This window comes from Crocosphaera sp. XPORK-15E (assembly GCF_034931425.1).
GTDB lineage: Bacteria > Cyanobacteriota > Cyanobacteriia > Cyanobacteriales > Microcystaceae > UHCC-0190.
The window spans coordinates 1-16,271 of the sequence record NZ_JAYGHQ010000033.1; the positions used below are offsets into that span (position 1 = coordinate 1).

Genomic DNA, 16,271 nt, shown 5'->3' on the forward strand with positions numbered 1-16,271 from the left:
ATTATAAGAAAAGTTACAAAGGTTAACAATGAGGGTAATCCGTACCTGACCTATTTCATCAGCATCACAGCACTTCTCTTACCCCAATAACCTAAAGAAAAGCTTAAGGCTTTCTGAGAAGTATACATAAAACTTTATGATTGGGCATAAGATTCAAAACTACCAGCCACCCATATAAAGGCTGGTTTATAATAAAATTCCCCAAGGATAATTGTTCTTGGGGGTTAAAGCTATTCGAGTCCTAAATCTTCGATAATATCTGTTAAATTTACAGGTGGAAATTAAATGCGATTGCCCTGGGTGATGATCTTATATCGAACTCAGGTCTATGGTATTGACCAGCGTTTAATGTTGCCAATGGTGACGGGCAGATTCTCTACTACATCCAAAGTAAAACGGAAGACCCGACGCGATCGGCGACTGCTTTCGGGGTCAAAGAAGGTGAGCAAAACATCCCAGCAATCGCTTTTAATCCGACAGTAGGGGCTTTTTTCCACTGTAATCGTGTCGAGGCGGCGATCAGAGGCGAGGACTTCGGCAAAAACGGAGGTTGCTTGGAAAATGTTGGTGGCAGCAAAGTTAAGAGCGCGATCGCGTGAAGTCTGCCCCAAATTATGTAAGTCGTGATAGACGCGATTGAGGAAGGCAGTTAAGGATTCGCGCATTAGTGATTCTTGAGCAGGGTCTATGTTGGTAATCGTGGCTAGGGCAGAATTCACCAGGGCGTTGACTGTCCAGCCATACATTCCTCGCACGTCATGCACTGTTACCACAGGCACAACTTCCCCTGAAAAAAGTTCGACTGTGCGGAGGGTGCGACGAGCAGCCACACTGATTCGCTCTACAAATTCATCACTGGTTTCAGGTTCGAGTTGCCCTGCTAACATCAGCAGTAACATGGCATAAACATCGCTGGCAAAGGGGCCTTTTGGCTCTAAGACATAGATGGCGTTTTGGTCGATGTTGAGTGTCCAGATCAGGGAACGGGCTTCGTTAGGATGGCGATCGAGGTGTTCCACCATTTGGCGAGCATCGTAGGGATCTGCCGGAACCATAATGCCGTTAACTTCAGTAGGAGCCATCAGTTGTTTAAAGGAGTCGCGGCGAGCTTCATCACCAAAGTCGTAGCCAAGAGTACCTAAAGCATAAACATGACCAGAAAAGGCGGTACTAGCTTCAACCGTCGCCGGATTTGCTGGTTCTGCGGAGGTTATTGGTGCCTCAGTGGGGGTAGCTGGTTGTACTGTTGGGCTGTCCGCAATGTCTGTCATGGCGGCGGTGATGCTCTCTGAAGCAATTGTAGAGTCTCCCACAGCATAACCGGGGTATTCAGTGCGGGTTACTTGATCTCCTGCAAAGGCAATAGTAACGGAGGGTTGCCCAAATAGTACCTTCATTGCGCCAGAAATATTGACAAAACCCCGCAGACAGCGTTCAGGTTCTTCTACCACCTCTGGATCACAAGGAATCGCCGTATTGAGTAGTGCTGTGCGGACGGCTTCCGCATCAACAGGTTTACCCTGTTGTAGTTGCAAACTCATCAGCAACGCGGAAATACCCGTCATTATTGGGGCTGCTCCACTCGTGCCAGTTCTAAGTCTAGGTTTCTCTGTCGCCAGTTGCGCTCCCCAAATGTCGTCACCTGGTGCCATAATCCCGTCTTCGGCATAATTGCCCCCCCAGTTACTATAATGGGACGGCGGACTCTCTGCTTCCATCGCTCCCACAGGAAGGGTTCCTGGCAGTACCGCAGGGAGACACCAGCGTTGACCTAAATCGTTACCCGCAGGGGCGACAACCAGAATGTTGTTATCTAGGCATTTCTTTACAGCTTGGGCAAACAGTTCTTCACCTTTATCTTCGCCTGTTTGAGTGGGGCGACAGATCCCACAGTGAATGATATTTGCTCCCAAATTTAGGGCTTGCTCAAAGGCACGAGCCATACTTAGGGGAGAGACAAATTCTTCCAAAGTTTCAACGCTATTAAGCGGCAGATTAATCAGGCGACAGTTGGGAGCAATACCAGGGGATGGTGTATTCTCCTGACCAACAATGATGCTGGTGACGTGGCAAGTATGGTCATCAATTTTAAGACGAATACACTGACTCTCTGTAAAAGCAGCTTGAAGGGCTTCTTCTTTCTCCTGCTTCGGGCGATCGCTATCCTCAATTTCTCGAAAAGTCGCGTATTCTTCAGGGGAAAATGGCTCTGGAGTTTCTAGCCAGTAGGGAAAGACTTTAGAAATTTCGGCTCCCTCGAAACAGGATAATGAGTGGTCGGGGTTGCCTTCGAGAACCACAATGGTGATCTGCGGGTCGCCGAGGGTTTGGTTGCGGAGGTCAGCTAATCCGGGGATACGAGCATCTAGGTCGTGGGGGTGAAGTGCTACCGCTAATTTAGTGGCAGAACTCTCAACTTCACTAGCTGAAACAGTGGCCGATGATGTTTCGTCCTCAACAATACCTGATTCATTATCCAAAGCCTCTGACGCTGTTATTTCAGATGTAGATCCTGTTAACCCAGACAACCCAACAGATTCCTCTGCACTACTTAATGTTTCCCCAACTTGCTCCCCAATGTTTTCAGAAACTTCCCCAGTCTCAGCAAGCTGAATTTCTGCCATTAATCCCAATGGCTCAACCTTACCCCCTAATATTTCCGCCTCAGCTTCAACCCCATTCAATGCAGTTTCACTGGTGGAGACTGCTGCCTCAGTAAACTCTTTTGAGCTATTAACCTCAATTAACTCCAGCCCACTAGGGTTAATATTACCTTTGGGCAATGAACCCAACACAAATTCTCCAACAGCCGACTCTTCCACATAGTCCAGTCCCACTGCTTGCCCAAAAACATCGCTATTCCCATCTCCCACGGCACAGGGGGCTAGTCCCATATTAGTGGCAACCAAATAAAAGTTTTGTATTAGAACCCCTACATTCTTAAGCACCACCGCATATCCGATAGAGCGATACTTGCGAAATAACCTACCAAATCGCGCTGTAATCACCAAAATAACCTGTGGACCAGACCGTGAGACGATAGGATAACCTAATGCAGCGAAGATATTATCCTTCGATTCAACAATCTGCTCTAGTTGATGATTTAGTGGGTCGTAGTGATACACCCCCTGACTCAAACCTTCACAATGCCGTACCACTGGATAAATTTCTAATTCATACATTGCTCCGCCTCCCGGGTAAGGACGACGACTTAACTCGCCCATATCAATATCCGCTTCAAAACCTAATGTTTCCCGCCAATTCTTACCAAACCACTCCTCTGCAGAAAGCAATTGCTTGACGCGAGCGGTGCGATAAAGTAGTTCTCCCAGTTGTTCGATCACGATCGGATGGTTATCGTCATGTTCTCTAACTGATTTGCGCGTTTCGATCACTTCCGTGAGGGTGGCATCATTACACATCAACGCCCCCAGATTCGGACGCGGTAGCGGCACAATTTTGTCACTCATGGGTGGCTTCACCACCGGAAAATCAGACCACTGCTCAATGTCAATATCCTGTGGCGGATAGTCGTGGCGACCTGAGCGACTGCGGCTGTGGAACAGCAGGTTATGAAAGTCCCAAAGCTGAAGCGAAGGGATTTCCGGGTCAGTCGTGAGAAATCCCGTTGCCCATAACAGGTTAAGGAACTGATAGGCAGTTTCAGGTCCCAGGTAGGGCGGTGGCGTAATTGTCCCTAGGGTTTTAGGCTGGGCGAGTTGAGCCAGAATCGCACTAGCTCGCCAATCGAGTAGCTTAACCCGAAACTTGGAGAGGGGTGACTCTAACACCATTGTGCCTTCGTAGGGATGTTGGTAGGCAAAGCGCGAGAGGGTGATATTGGTTTGTGTCCAATGGGGTTGGGTCAGATTCAACTCGGCGGAGTCCACCATCGGAACCGCCACTGCTAGCGGCAACACGGCATAACTCAACCAACCCCGCTCATCAAGTTGTTTTAGCATCAATGCAAACTGTTCCCCAGCAGCTTGGCCATCAAGTTCCGTTAACGCTTGTAGGAGTGATTCGGTGGTGGTGTTGCCTGCCTTGAGACGATCAAGAGCAATACTGATGCCGGGGGTTGTGGCCAAGTTTAGCAAAGTAACTGGCTCTGATTCTGCCGAGTGCAGGGTGTAGTAGTCTTGGGTGTTTGTGACCTGGATATCGGGATTGAGAGAAATAGCGAATGGGTGATTGCTCATGGTGGTAGATAATGGAGAAACAATGATTAGGTAAGTGGGTCAATGACAGCAGCTATCGGTGAAATTATTAGCAATGAAATCTTAGTTTTTTTGAAGATTAGTCGCAGCAGAATCAACAAGCACAAATGACTCACTCCACTAGAAATTCTGCCCCTCTATCTCTGTCTATATCTGATTGACAGGTATCACTTTTGTTATAGAAAAAACCATAGTTCTCTAATCGACTACTTTCCAAGTCTCCCTCCTTGACATTCACACCAGCATAGGTAATGCAATCCTGACTCTGACAAAAGTCATAAATCCTATCACCTAAACTATTGAACGCAAAATATTGTGGTATGTCTTTGATATTAAAAAAATGAAAATACAAAATTGGATCTATCTTTTCCTTAGAAAAACTTGCCGCCAAAACGTCTGAAACATTAAAGAGAGAAATAACTTTACCCGAACAATTTTTTTGGATGTAGGCGGTGAAATACTTACCAAGATTTCCATTAATTTCGTATTTTCCTCCAGGGGAACCAGCCCATATTTCCACGTTACTACGGCCATCCAAGAAAAGATTAAATCCAATTACTACAACATCCCTGATCAGAACTTCTGTCAACTCAGCTGAATATTTAGCCCCATCAAGGGCGATCGCTGTCCTCACTAACTCTTCGTTACCTTCTCCAGGACGGATGTGCATATATATTTTTATCAGAGAATCCTGAAGTGTCGGACGTAAGTCAATGCCTATAGTGTTATTTTCGATTTTATTAGAACCAATGTATAGTGCCGAAAACTGCTCAAGCAAGTTACGATTGATTTTGACATCTATTCTACTTTCAACTTTATCTAAAAATTGTAAGGCATCTGTCAGCGATCTCGGCCAAGTATGTCCATAGTTAGAAACTTGAAAGTCTCCTGCAAATAACCGATCACCTTCAACGTTGCAAGTAGGTTCAACACCACAGGAGCCTTCTATTTCAAAAACAGATTCTTCAAATGCAGGGAGAGGAAAGCTAGGCTCCACATCGAAAGCTTCTCGATGAGTTCGGATAAATCGAAGGCGCTGCTCTCGGAGATAATTTTGCTGAAACACAGAAGTCATTGTCATAATCGTATTTCCTAATCAAAGCGAATAATATTCATAAATCCAGAGTTTATCTTGATTCCATCCTGTTCACAAATTTATTCATGTGATAGTACATTTTCACTCTCTGAATGGAATTAGCAGAAAATTCAGATTCTGGAACACCGATGTATAAATCCTGAAAGACTCGATTCCGATAGTGAGCATGAACTTGATTAACCATCTCATTATCCAGATAGTCAACGGCACTATTAGGAGATTTGAAATTATTGAAATAGAGAATATCGCTATCATTGCTGGCACTAATACCGATTTGACAAGCCCCACTCTCACTAAGTAGCCGCAATGCTTTGGCAGGAAACTTCTTGGCTAAATATGCTTGGACATCTGGTCGCTGGAGGTCAGCGGGATAGAAAGTGGGATAGACTTCTACCTCTGCTCGATTATCCAAGAAAAAATCAAACCCAACTAATAATGTCCCATTGATAATTAAATTCTGCCAATCTCTTTGTTCTCCACAAAGTGCTATGGCAATTGCTATCTTTTCTGGATAATCCCTAATGCTAAGATACAACTTAATTCGTGAATGTCTTGGTTCTGGACGAATATCAACACCAATAGTCACCATATCTACCTTAGAAGGATCTAACCCTGTGGCTAAAAACTGCTGAAGTAACTGACGATTAATCTGAAATTCTGGTCTTTGTTCTACACGACGAGAAAAAGCAAGGAAATCTTCTACATCAAGCAATTTCATGGCTGGATTAGGAACATGAACTTCACAAAGATGAGCAAAACGAGTAAAATAACAACGATCTTTCTCAATATTGCAGCAACAGGCAATAGTCCCCCCTTTCCCTTGTCGCTCCCTTCCCACAAATTCCTCGAATAAATTCAATAAATAGGAGTTTTCAAGGTCAAATATTTGCTTATGTTCCTGAATGTAACGCAAATTTTCTTCATGGCGATTCTGACCATGACTTGAACTCACAACAGAACTTGGCATCTGGTTTTGAGCTTTAACCTCCAAGGGTTTTACGGCTTTAATATCACCAAAAGATATAGGCACCTGGGGGTGTCTGAAATTGGCGCTCGCTAGACGCAGAGCGAGTGCCGGCATCTTAACCATTTGGTCTTTGTCGTATTCAACAGCTTGGAAACCTGCCTGCTGAACAAAATCAACCATTTTATTGATGGGAATTAGATGGCTGCCTTGCAAGTCTTCCTGTTTCATTTCATCAAGTGCTTGTTGTTCTTGAGGAGAGAGAGGAGGCTCTTTGACAAAAAGACCCGTAATGTAGAGAGTTCCCCCCGGACGCAGCACACGCTTGACTTCCGCGAGAACTTGGGGGACCTGATGGGAATACTTGATGCTGTCGTTGAAAAACACCACATCAAAGACTTCGTTGGGAAAGGGTGGGGCATGAAAATCACCTACTTGTACCCGTATCCGATCAACCAAGTTGGCTTGGGCAATCCGAATTTGGGCTTCTGCCGCTTCCACTTCAGAAATCGTTATCCCCTCAATGCGTGTTCCTGGAAACGACTGGGCAATATGAATCGCCGGAATTCCAGCACCACAACCGGCATCAAAAATATAGTTGCCGGGCTGTATCCCCATGCGAGCCGCTAGGCTAAGGTTGTGGGCTCTAGCCACCGCATCAGGAACCATCCGACTGAAGTTGATGGAATTTTTGTTATAAAAAGTACGAACTTTTTCGACTTCAGGGGTTCGGTTGGACTGAAGAGGCTCACTAGGACTAATGGAATTATTGTGCATGATGTTCGACCAGGATAACTCCCAGAAAAAAAATCTTAATTACTTGGTTGTGAAATTGAGTGTATCTTGAACAAAAAAAACAACGAGAACCAAGAATACAGGACTTGAGAGCAAGTCTGCTGTCCAGGCATACTTGGCCTCGTCTCTGGACTAAAACCTAGTGATCTTTAGGTCGTATATTTCAAGACAGTTGACTGCCATAATACCGACTTGGACTAGGCTCAAGATGCGCTCCACTTGCAACGAGCAAATCGGAGGTAATTAGGCATCGTCACCATCGTAGGAACAGATAGTTATGAAGGCTGCTTCTGCACCATCGTAGGAACAGATAGTTATGAAGGCTGCTTCTGCACCATCATAGGAACAGATAGTTATGAAGGCTGCTTCTGCACCATTACCACCGAGAGCTTCCTCAGAGAGTTCAGCCAAGTGGCTGGGGAGTTTGCCAGCAGTCATACGGATTACGGGTTGGCCTTGTTGGGGCAGAATGTTTTTCTTGTCCATTGGAGGTTTACCTCTATGTTTGATTTGGTTTACTGACCCGTTAGGGTGGGTCAATCCCCTTACACCTTGCGGTGAAGCTTGTTAGTTGGCACTTGTTTGAGGGGAATTATCAGTGCCAATCAAATTCTTAAATATCCGGTGGATGCCAATAGTTGGGGGAGAGTTGGTTCAGATCACGGATAGGCTGTCCTCGCCACCGCAAGATGGCACAGGCATGAGCTTTTTTGAGCATTAATTGATCGGCTGCCTTCGAGAGTTCCTGCAATTCTTCTTGCTCTGTTTCCGAGAGTGAGCTTTCCTGATTGTGTTCTAGCAGAGTAATATGGCGTTCCTGTTGAGCGGTCGGGATCTGGCTTTGGGCAATTTGCCGTAGAGCTTCAACGCTTAGAGTTTGCAGATCCAAGAGTTCAGTCCGAGCCTCAACCGGAGCGGTTTCAATCGCAGGGGGTAAATTGCCTGTGATGCTTTGAATCACTAGCTCTGACAAAGGTTGTTTGGTCAGTTCTGCCAGTCGAGATAGGCGTTTAAAGGCAGATTCAGGAAGATCAATGGTAAGCTGCATAATGGTGTTTATTTCCCTCCTAAAACGGTATATTCGTGGGGTTCATCTCAGCTTCAGGTAGTGACTCCTTGAGCCACCCCAGTTTAACTGGTACGTCATAAAGCCGCCCTGGTCCAAACCGTGACCAAAAGGTTCGCATTCCTGGAATGATGACCTTAACCACGTTTAATCCGATATCTGGTCGCGTTTGGTCTAATACCAACGTTTCTAACCCCACTGTACGAGCAATCTCTACACAAGCCATCACGTCAGTGTAAATGTCATTACTCCAACGCTTCGGATAATCACTGGCGGTTTTCATTGGCTGCGATCGATCTGGTGCTAAACAAGGATGAGTCTCCAGAGTTACCCCGATCATCCAGTCCTTAGACTCGCCATCAAGCTTATCGTCAGGGATTTTATCTAGTTCTAGTCCCACTTGACTGACCTCAGTAAGAGCGCGAAGAATAGCAATGGTCGGGTCAAGGTGCGCTCCAAAACCAATAGAGACACGCTCCGAACTGCCCACCGTGCGCCGTGATAGCCCTGCAAACGCAGGAATCCCGAAATCAGCAGTCACATCTAACACCCATAATTCACGATTCTGTTCTCGATAGAACTGTTGCAAATCGATAAAATAAGGCTCATTAAAGGTACTCAGATCCACCTCTGGACGGCGTAGGCGGTTGTACCACCAGATCGCTATACTATCCCGTTCCACCAGTTCCATAAACCCTTGTAGGATGGCTTCTTCTAGGGTATTGCCCGCAGCGTTACCATTAGAATCCGCTTTACAGAAGCGATGAACATCTGTTAAAGGGTAATTGTAGTAACAAAGGGCAGTAGGCAGATATTTATGCTTCTGTTCAGTCAATGACCATATCGGTGTCCAGTCAATCGCTTGACTAGGATCAAATCGCAGGGGAATCCAACGATAGGCCGCTGCTGAACCTTGGGCATTTAAAGCCTCTCGGTTAGCATACTGCGCGTCACTAAAATGCAAACACTGCTCTGGATGAATGGCCAAATCTCCCAATTCAGCCAAGGTTACTTGTTTACGGGGTTCGTCCCCCTGAAAGATGCCCGAATAGCGTTCAATAGCCTCACACAAACCACTAGCACGGGATTGGCTGTCAGTTTTGCCCTTGCCAGAACTCTTGTGGCGTAGCATATTCCGTAAACCACGCAGGGAAGTGGAACTGCCAAAGGCATGGCCTGCCTTGTAGGTATGCACCAACGGATTAGCCGGATCTGTAAGTCGTACCAGTTCGGTTACAACTCCAGTTATGGGACTAATTAGGTGTTGATGTTTTTGTACCGTTTGTTCTGGAGTAAAGGCACGATGACCGCCATCATGGGTAAAGTGTTTGGGGCGTGATTCCAGTTTTACTGGTTCAAAGCCCCGCCGTTGCAAGATTTCTCGATCACCACAGTTAGAACATTGGGGTCGCCGGCCTAGGACATGACTTTTCAAATCTAGAATCGTCTGGTTAAAAGTAATGATTTTGCCGTCTAGGGTCGGGAAAAACGCTGTTCCCTGTTCATTAACATTAATATGCTGCTTGACAAGCCACTTGGCGATTTCCGTAGCAGCAAACTGTAAACCCATTTGTAGGGTCGAGGGTAGTGTCGCCCGTGCCGTAGGTAAACAACCCCTTATAGAGCCATTACTCCCCTTTCGGTCCCGTTTTTGCTGTAATACCGAGTTTTCTACCTCCCTGTTGCCTTGGAGTCGCTGGGCCAGACAGCCCCAACATCCCGTCTTCCCTGGTACAAACACAGGCCCCAACCAGAGGACACTACCCACAGGTTTAACCAGTAACCAAGTTTGTTGGCTTTCTAGTGCTTGCTGGTTAATGACGGCCAGTTCCGGCTGTAAATAATCATCCGTTAACACCACATTTAACACAACAGAAGAACTATCCTCATTTTGAGCCTGTATCTGAATCCCCGTATCTTTCAGGGCAGTTGCCAGGGTAGCAAGGGTCATTTCACTGATGTTGTCTCCCACCGTTGTCAGTGAGACAGTTTGCTTGAGTGCTTGAGCAGCAACGGGTGGCGCAACCCCCAACTGACTCCAAAAAGCAGCCACTTCCGACGATAACTCTGGGGCGGCCTCGGTCAGATAACCCTTTTCTGCCAAACGATTAAGCACATAGTCAATATATTCGGCAGGGACTTCCCCTTCGAGTTTTTCAACAATCTGTTCTAGGGTGTATTCCCCGTTTAACAGGGGCAAAATCTGGCAGTAAAGTTGTCCGGTGAGGGCGTGGTTATCTTGTTCGCCAAGAAGATATACTTGCTTTGGTTCGATCACCTCAACATGAAAGTGGGGTCTAATTTGGAGCAGGGTGGTGGGTTGCATAACAAAAACAGTTATTTAATGAATATTCAGTTAATAAATGCGGACGAAAACTGCAGGATCACGATTAGGCCCAGATGCGCCCTCGCCGGAACGGTTTGTGATCCTTCTCAGTTTTTTTCGCCTGTTTTCGACAATAGTCATACCAATATCCGTAATCTTGCAGCCCTGTCTGGGAAGTCGGGACGTAGGACTTCTTGGGGACATCGACAGTTACTTCGGGTTCTGGAGTAGTAGCTTTAGCCATAGTTTCCTTCGGTTTAGTCATAGTTTCCTGCGTTTTTTCTGGTGTTTTAGCCGCGACAACCCCATCAAGTTTGAGGTAATCAATCGAGTGTTTGCCTCCCACTCCACCAGCAGTAGTGAGGGTTAGGGTATGTTTCCCCGCACTGAGGGCAGGCAAAGGAGTCTGGGTTCGATTCAGCTTGCGTTCACCTGCTCCGACGAGTTCGGTAATAGGCTCACCATCGACAAAGAGGGTATCCGTTTCCGAGCCGTAAAAATTGTAAAAAAGCGTGAGTTCACCGTCACTGTAACTCTGGGGCAGAGAAAACTGAATATTCAGTTTATCTGTGGCAAAAAGCTCTTTCCGTCCACGTTTTGGTTTAGTTTTAAGACCGGGAACCAAGAGCAATGACGGCATTCGGGGCTGGTTAATCGGGTCGTCATCCGACCCCACAATGTAGGTAAATTCCGCCTGCCAACCGCCCGCTTGCAGAAATTCCTGCCCCCCTTTGCCAGATTGGCCAATTTGCCAGAGAGTTTCAGTGTTTTGAGTCATGGTGATTATCCGCTAATTAATAGAATCGTCCCATGCCACCAAAGCCGCCCCAGCCCTGGCTGGCACTAGATGCACTTGAGTGCATTACTTGGTTGAAACTGCGGTTGGCATAGGCGGCAGGATCGTTATAGTTAGCACCATGAAGTAGTCTCATTCGCATAGCTACTAACTCGTCAATACTACCGTGTTCAATATCCACCGACAGGGAGGGTTGGATGAAATGGGGACGTTTGACAGGGGGAGACAAGGCAGGAAGTCGCATGATTGAGGATTCTCCGTATTTTAATTGAACAACAAAGCGGTGAATCTTGGTGAAAGTCCGGTTTTTCCTAGCACTCTCACCAAAATTGTCCAGTTTCCTAATAAGGGGAAGACCAAGAACGAACGTCGCCCAAGGTAACGGGAATAAGGTCACTCACATCAATAGTGAAACGGAAAATCTTCTTGGCACGACGGCTGTTTTCGGGGTCAAAGAACTTCAGCTTGACATCCCAACAATCGCTATCCATACGACAGAACGGGCTTTTCTCCACAGTAATACTGTCGAGTTCCATACCCACAGCTACCGCTTCACTGAAGGTTTGCGCTGCTTGGAAGGCGTTGGTAACAGAGAAGTTGAGGGCGCGGTCTTGGGAAGTGGTTCCTAAGTTGCGTAAATCGTAGTAAATACGATTTAGAAAACCATCCAGGGTCTTGCGGATTCTGTCTTCATCAGCAGTGCCGGCTTCAGCTTCTACTGCTTGAATGGCTGCACCCACTAAGTCGTTGACTTTCCAACCATAGAGTCCACGGGTGCTTTGGGGTTCAATTACTGGGATTACTTGACCGGAGAACAGCTTGACTTTGCGTCCCGTTAAGATACCGGGAATGCTAACGCGCTCAACGAAATCAGCATTGCTTTCCTGTTGAATTTGTCCAGACAGGAGTTCGTGGAGGGCGCGGTAAGTCTCGGCAGCGAAGGGTCCGCTAGGGTCGATCGCATACACTGGAGTTAATTCAATATTAAGAGTCCAGATCAGCGAGCGCGATTCAGAGATATTTTCTCCCAAATAGTCCACCATCTGGCGAGCATCATAGGGGTTAGCCGGTACCATCGTCCCCGCAAAACTAAAAGGAGGCATCAGTTGTTTAAATGTATCCCGACGGGCTTCAGTTCCGAAGTCATAGCCTAACGTCCCTAAAGCATAGACTAGCTGACCGAGGCCCGCAATTTCGCTGGGAGCTTGACTGGCGGTGATAGAATTAGCAGTGAGATTTGGCATTGTGGGTTGTTGGGGTAAAGAATTTAATAGGTCTTGTAGGTTGGGTGTGTTACTGGGGGCAGCTACAGGGCTACTTCCCTTAATAGATTGTTCAGATGCGGCGATCTGTGCTTCAGCAGTATTGCTGACTCCCCCACCACAACCGCAACCTGCGGCTTCCACTGCTGATACATCAACTGATGCGATTTCCTCTGGCATATTTCCTCCTGTTAGTAATGTGACAGATCCAGGGATGTTAAGTTTGCCCGCCAGACATCGCTTGACATCGGCAGGCAGGTCAAGGTCACAGGGCAAAGCACTCTGTAACAAAATTTCACGAATTTTGTGGGGGTTAGGGGAGTTGCTCCGCTTCCGTTGCAAACTCAGCAGCAGTGCCGCTACCCCTGCAACTATTGGAGTAGCAAAGCTGGTACCGCTCAGACTCTGGTTTCCTCCACCGGGTTTTGCCCCCAGTATGTTTTCTCCAAGGGCTAGAATACCTTGATTTTGATAGGTTTCACCCCAATTGCTAAAATCTAGGGGCTGACCGTTGGCATCCATCGCCCCCACAGCCAGGACAGAGGAAAGGGCAGCCGGGACGTGCAGACATTCACATCCATTATTCCCCGCAGCCGCAACCAGTAAAACATTTTGCTGTTCGCATAAACGCACCGCATTCTCTAACCAGCCTTCCGCTTCGCCAAAATCAGTGAGTTGTCCCCCACTGATGTTAATTATGTTCGCTCCAGCATTGACCGCCTGCTCAATGCCTCGTGCTAGGTCTAACTGCGATACAGTGCGATGATCATCTGAAAAGATGGGGACAATTATCCCTTTACACCTCGGTGCAATTCCTATTACCGAACTGCCAGGCTGACCAAAGATAATACTGGAAACATGAGTGCCGTGGACGGACATATTTCCGTCTGGTCGAGCCTTCTCTTGAACAAGGGAGGGCAAGATCGTAAAATTTGCGCCCCCAAAACAAGGATGGGATCGATCAACGGGTCCATCTAGGACGGCAATACAAATATTTTCGTCACCTTGGGTTAGCTGTGTGAGTTGGGACAATGCGGGTACTGTAAAAACAGCAGACATAAGGGAACCTCGAAAAATTGATTGAGTTCCGCAATAGTGCAATCCTAGAGATCAGATCTCACCGAGGTAAAGCGAGATAGACGTAGCAGGACTGCTATAACTCGGCCTAATATACCAGAAAAAAAAACTTGGTAAACAGACTCAACGAAACTGTAACATTTAGCAACAATAGTCAGCATATGGAAAAGTTTTTGTCCAATAGTGATCGCCATTAAATCCAAAGTTTTCCATCTACTTTCAAGATTCACCCTCAAAAAATAAACTCGTGGATATGTTAATTTAATAGAACGTCATGGGAAAGCCAAAGGCTTTAAGTTCAATTTTCCAGATACTTGTCCGTTTAGTTTTGAACAAATACTTGAAGATGGATGGTATCCTGCCTAAATCAACGGTTTTATCCAGATAAATGCTGTTTTATTCGATGGTTGAAATCCCCAGGAGTTGTGAAATTTGAAAAAGCGTTTGTTGAGCTAACATTAGGCAACAGATTTTGATTTTTGAACCTCATTTTCTTCTGGGTTAGTCTTCTGCTTTCTCTCAAAGACTTGAACATTTGCCCCTTCTAAAGTCACCACACCATCAGGAGAAATCTCGGTAACTTTCTCTGATAAAGCAGCTATCCAACCCTCGAAACTGTCCATCTTTTCAACTTGCTTGGCTAAGGTTTTACGATTAACTTCAGCTTTGACAACAATGCCGTTTTCTCCTGTTATTTCTAAGGTAATTTTTTTGGCTCTTCTAGACTAAGTATGATAAATTCCTAACAAAAATGCCAATTTAAGAGAACTCTTCTTCTAAAGTTGTCAAAATTATTTAACCCATAACCTCTCCTCTTAATTAACTTTATTTTTTGATTGATTCCTTCTACTGCACCTTGGTTTATTCTGTTATCAAAATAGGCTAAAATCTCATCAATTCATCTTTTTATTGTTCGACAACTGCTTGCTCCGTCCTGATGCCGAGGAAACCTCGGCGCGGGCGGTGCGCTTTTCGGGAAATATTTATAAGCTGATTCCGTTCATTCTACCATTTTCCAAAAGGCTTCATCTGCCGTTATTTTACTTTCAAATATTTCTCTTATTTTTTCTTTTTCTTGATACATTAGCATTAAGTCAGGTGCCACTTTTTCCAATTCTTTAAATTTCTCTTTTTCGATTTCAGTCAGCTTTTCTTTTTTCTTGAGCAACGGATATTTGCTCTTTTTTATTCCTTGAGTTTTTTCCTCTCTCTGCTTTTTGTTTTTTAACCTTTCTGCCTGTCTTTTTTCCTCTTTTCTTCTTGAATCTAACTCTTTATTAATTTGTGTCATCACATGGAATCTATCGGCGACAACTTGTGCATTAGGCATTAGTTCTTCTACCACACTTTTATAGGGAACCCACAAGTCAATACTAACTTCTTCTATTTGGTTTAATATGTCTGAACCTAGACCCAGTAAGTATTCTGCTATAACTTCTTTATTTCTTTTTTCTAATAATGCTATCGGTTTTCTCTTATCTAAATCTACTAAAACTGCCGCATAATTTTTCCCTCTCTTTAAATGGGTGATCTCATCAATTCCTAGCCTTTTTAAGTCCCTGGGTTTTTCCTTCAATAAATCTTCTTCTAATTCTTTGAGTATTGTTTCTATTTCTGCTGGACTCATTCTATTTCTTTTTCCCGTATTTAAAACATCTGTTTCTAACACTTCTTTGATAACTTTTTCTGCTAATCTCATTGTATATGTTCTTCTTTTTTTGACAAAATTTAATTCTTCACTAAATACTTTGTCGCAGTTTTTACACCTAAATTGACGACGATTAACTAGGAGAAATACATCCCAACTACTAAAGGGAATGTCTCTGACTCTATATCGATGAGATTGATGAACTTTATCTGTGGTTTTTTGACAATGTGGACAAGTTGATAAACGTTCTTTCTTTTCTAATTCAATAACCAATTCATTCTCCGTAATAAAATGACAATTCGTTGCTTTAAAACTTTCAAATTTAACGATTTTAGTGATAAAATGGAGCAGAGAGTTAGATGGCATTTTATTAAAAACTCATTTTTGCAACTTTATATTAGCTATTTAATAACATAAAAGATAGTCTCTAGTTAAGCTTCGGTAAAGATTATACGGTGATTAGATTTTAATAATCTTTTCTTCTTCGCTCTTTTTAATTATTAAATTATCATACTTAGTCTAGAAGAGCCAATGATCTTCAACAAAAATTAAGGGTAGAACAGCAACTACATCAAGCCCAGAAAACGTCAGAAGTCGAGGTTTCTAAACATTTGAATAGTTTAAGGAAGCTGTTTAAAGATTTATGTGGGATCTACCCGATTGAAGCTATTGATAATCTGGTTGAAGAAATCACAGAAATGGTGGAAGAAGTCAAAGAAAGTTATGATCAATATGCTCAATTAGGACGTTTTCTTAAAGGCGAAGATGATGAAGAAACTGACTACCAATCTATTACAGATACTAAAGATTTACCTATAATTCTTGAGTCTTTACCTAATGAGAATGATGATCAAACTATCTTATCTGTTTCTCAAGTGGAAAGAATAATCATTAACAAAGGGGAAGAAACTCATAATTTCCTGAAACAACAACTTGGTATCTCAGGAAGGGTCAAAAGAATCTCGGTTTTAGCGCAGAAAATTTCTGAGAACCAGTTAACTCGAAAACGACTAGAACAGTTTCT

10 protein-coding genes and 2 pseudogenes are annotated in these 16,271 nt (G+C 44.7%); 1 reads left to right on the forward strand and 11 read right to left on the reverse strand.

The annotated features are described in order from the left end of the window. Window positions 1-326: 326 nt before the first annotated feature. The 11 genes and pseudogenes from VB691_RS23040 to VB691_RS23090 all read right to left on the reverse strand — a co-directional run bounded on the left by VB691_RS23040 (window position 327) and on the right by VB691_RS23090 (window position 15,613). A complete protein-coding gene (locus VB691_RS23040) occupies window positions 327-4,199 on the reverse strand; it encodes a PatA/PatG family cyanobactin maturation protease (RefSeq protein ID WP_323293873.1) in 3,873 nt (1,290 codons plus the stop codon). A gap of 130 nt (window positions 4,200-4,329) precedes the next feature. Continuing rightward, window positions 4,330-5,298: a LynF/TruF/PatF family peptide O-prenyltransferase gene (locus tag VB691_RS23045; RefSeq protein ID WP_323293874.1), complete on the reverse strand. Its 969-nt coding sequence runs from the start codon at window positions 5,296-5,298 to the stop codon at window positions 4,330-4,332. 46 nt (window positions 5,299-5,344) lie between these two features. Beyond that, the gene (locus tag VB691_RS23050; protein WP_323293875.1) at window positions 5,345-7,054 is read right to left on the reverse strand and encodes a DUF5838 family protein; all 1,710 of its coding nucleotides are present in this window, start codon (window positions 7,052-7,054) and stop codon (window positions 5,345-5,347) included. A 261-nt stretch (window positions 7,055-7,315) separates the two neighbouring features. After that, entirely contained in the window at window positions 7,316-7,558 is a 243-nt protein-coding gene (locus VB691_RS23055; protein WP_323293882.1) for a DUF5837 family cyanobactin class RiPP, read from the reverse strand. Window positions 7,559-7,685: 127 nt separating this feature from the next. Then, window positions 7,686-8,120 (reverse strand): hypothetical protein, encoded by a 435-nt coding sequence (locus VB691_RS23060; RefSeq protein WP_323293876.1) that lies wholly within the window; start codon window positions 8,118-8,120, stop codon window positions 7,686-7,688. A gap of 19 nt (window positions 8,121-8,139) precedes the next feature. Next, on the reverse strand, window positions 8,140-10,464 hold the full coding sequence (locus VB691_RS23065) for a TOMM precursor leader peptide-binding protein (RefSeq protein ID WP_323293877.1): 2,325 nt from the start codon (window positions 10,462-10,464) through the stop codon (window positions 8,140-8,142). Between the two features lie 64 nt (window positions 10,465-10,528). After that, the gene (locus VB691_RS23070) at window positions 10,529-11,242 is read right to left on the reverse strand and encodes a cyanobactin biosynthesis PatC/TenC/TruC family protein (protein ID WP_323293878.1); all 714 of its coding nucleotides are present in this window, start codon (window positions 11,240-11,242) and stop codon (window positions 10,529-10,531) included. A 16-nt stretch (window positions 11,243-11,258) separates the two neighbouring features. Further along, window positions 11,259-11,504, reverse strand: coding sequence for a cyanobactin biosynthesis system PatB/AcyB/McaB family protein (locus VB691_RS23075; protein WP_323293879.1), 246 nt, complete (start codon window positions 11,502-11,504; stop codon window positions 11,259-11,261). Window positions 11,505-11,601: 97 nt separating this feature from the next. Next, entirely contained in the window at window positions 11,602-13,581 is a 1,980-nt protein-coding gene (locus tag VB691_RS23080; protein WP_323293880.1) for a PatA/PatG family cyanobactin maturation protease, read from the reverse strand. A gap of 476 nt (window positions 13,582-14,057) precedes the next feature. Next, complete coding sequence (locus VB691_RS23085) at window positions 14,058-14,222, reverse strand: hypothetical protein (protein WP_323293881.1); 165 nt, start codon at window positions 14,220-14,222, stop codon at window positions 14,058-14,060. Between the two features lie 119 nt (window positions 14,223-14,341). Next, window positions 14,342-15,613: pseudogene (locus tag VB691_RS23090) on the reverse strand (ISL3 family transposase). A 245-nt stretch (window positions 15,614-15,858) separates the two neighbouring features. Here VB691_RS23090 and VB691_RS23095 point away from each other — a divergent pair. After that, window positions 15,859-16,271: pseudogene (locus tag VB691_RS23095) on the forward strand (hypothetical protein); the annotation flags it as partial.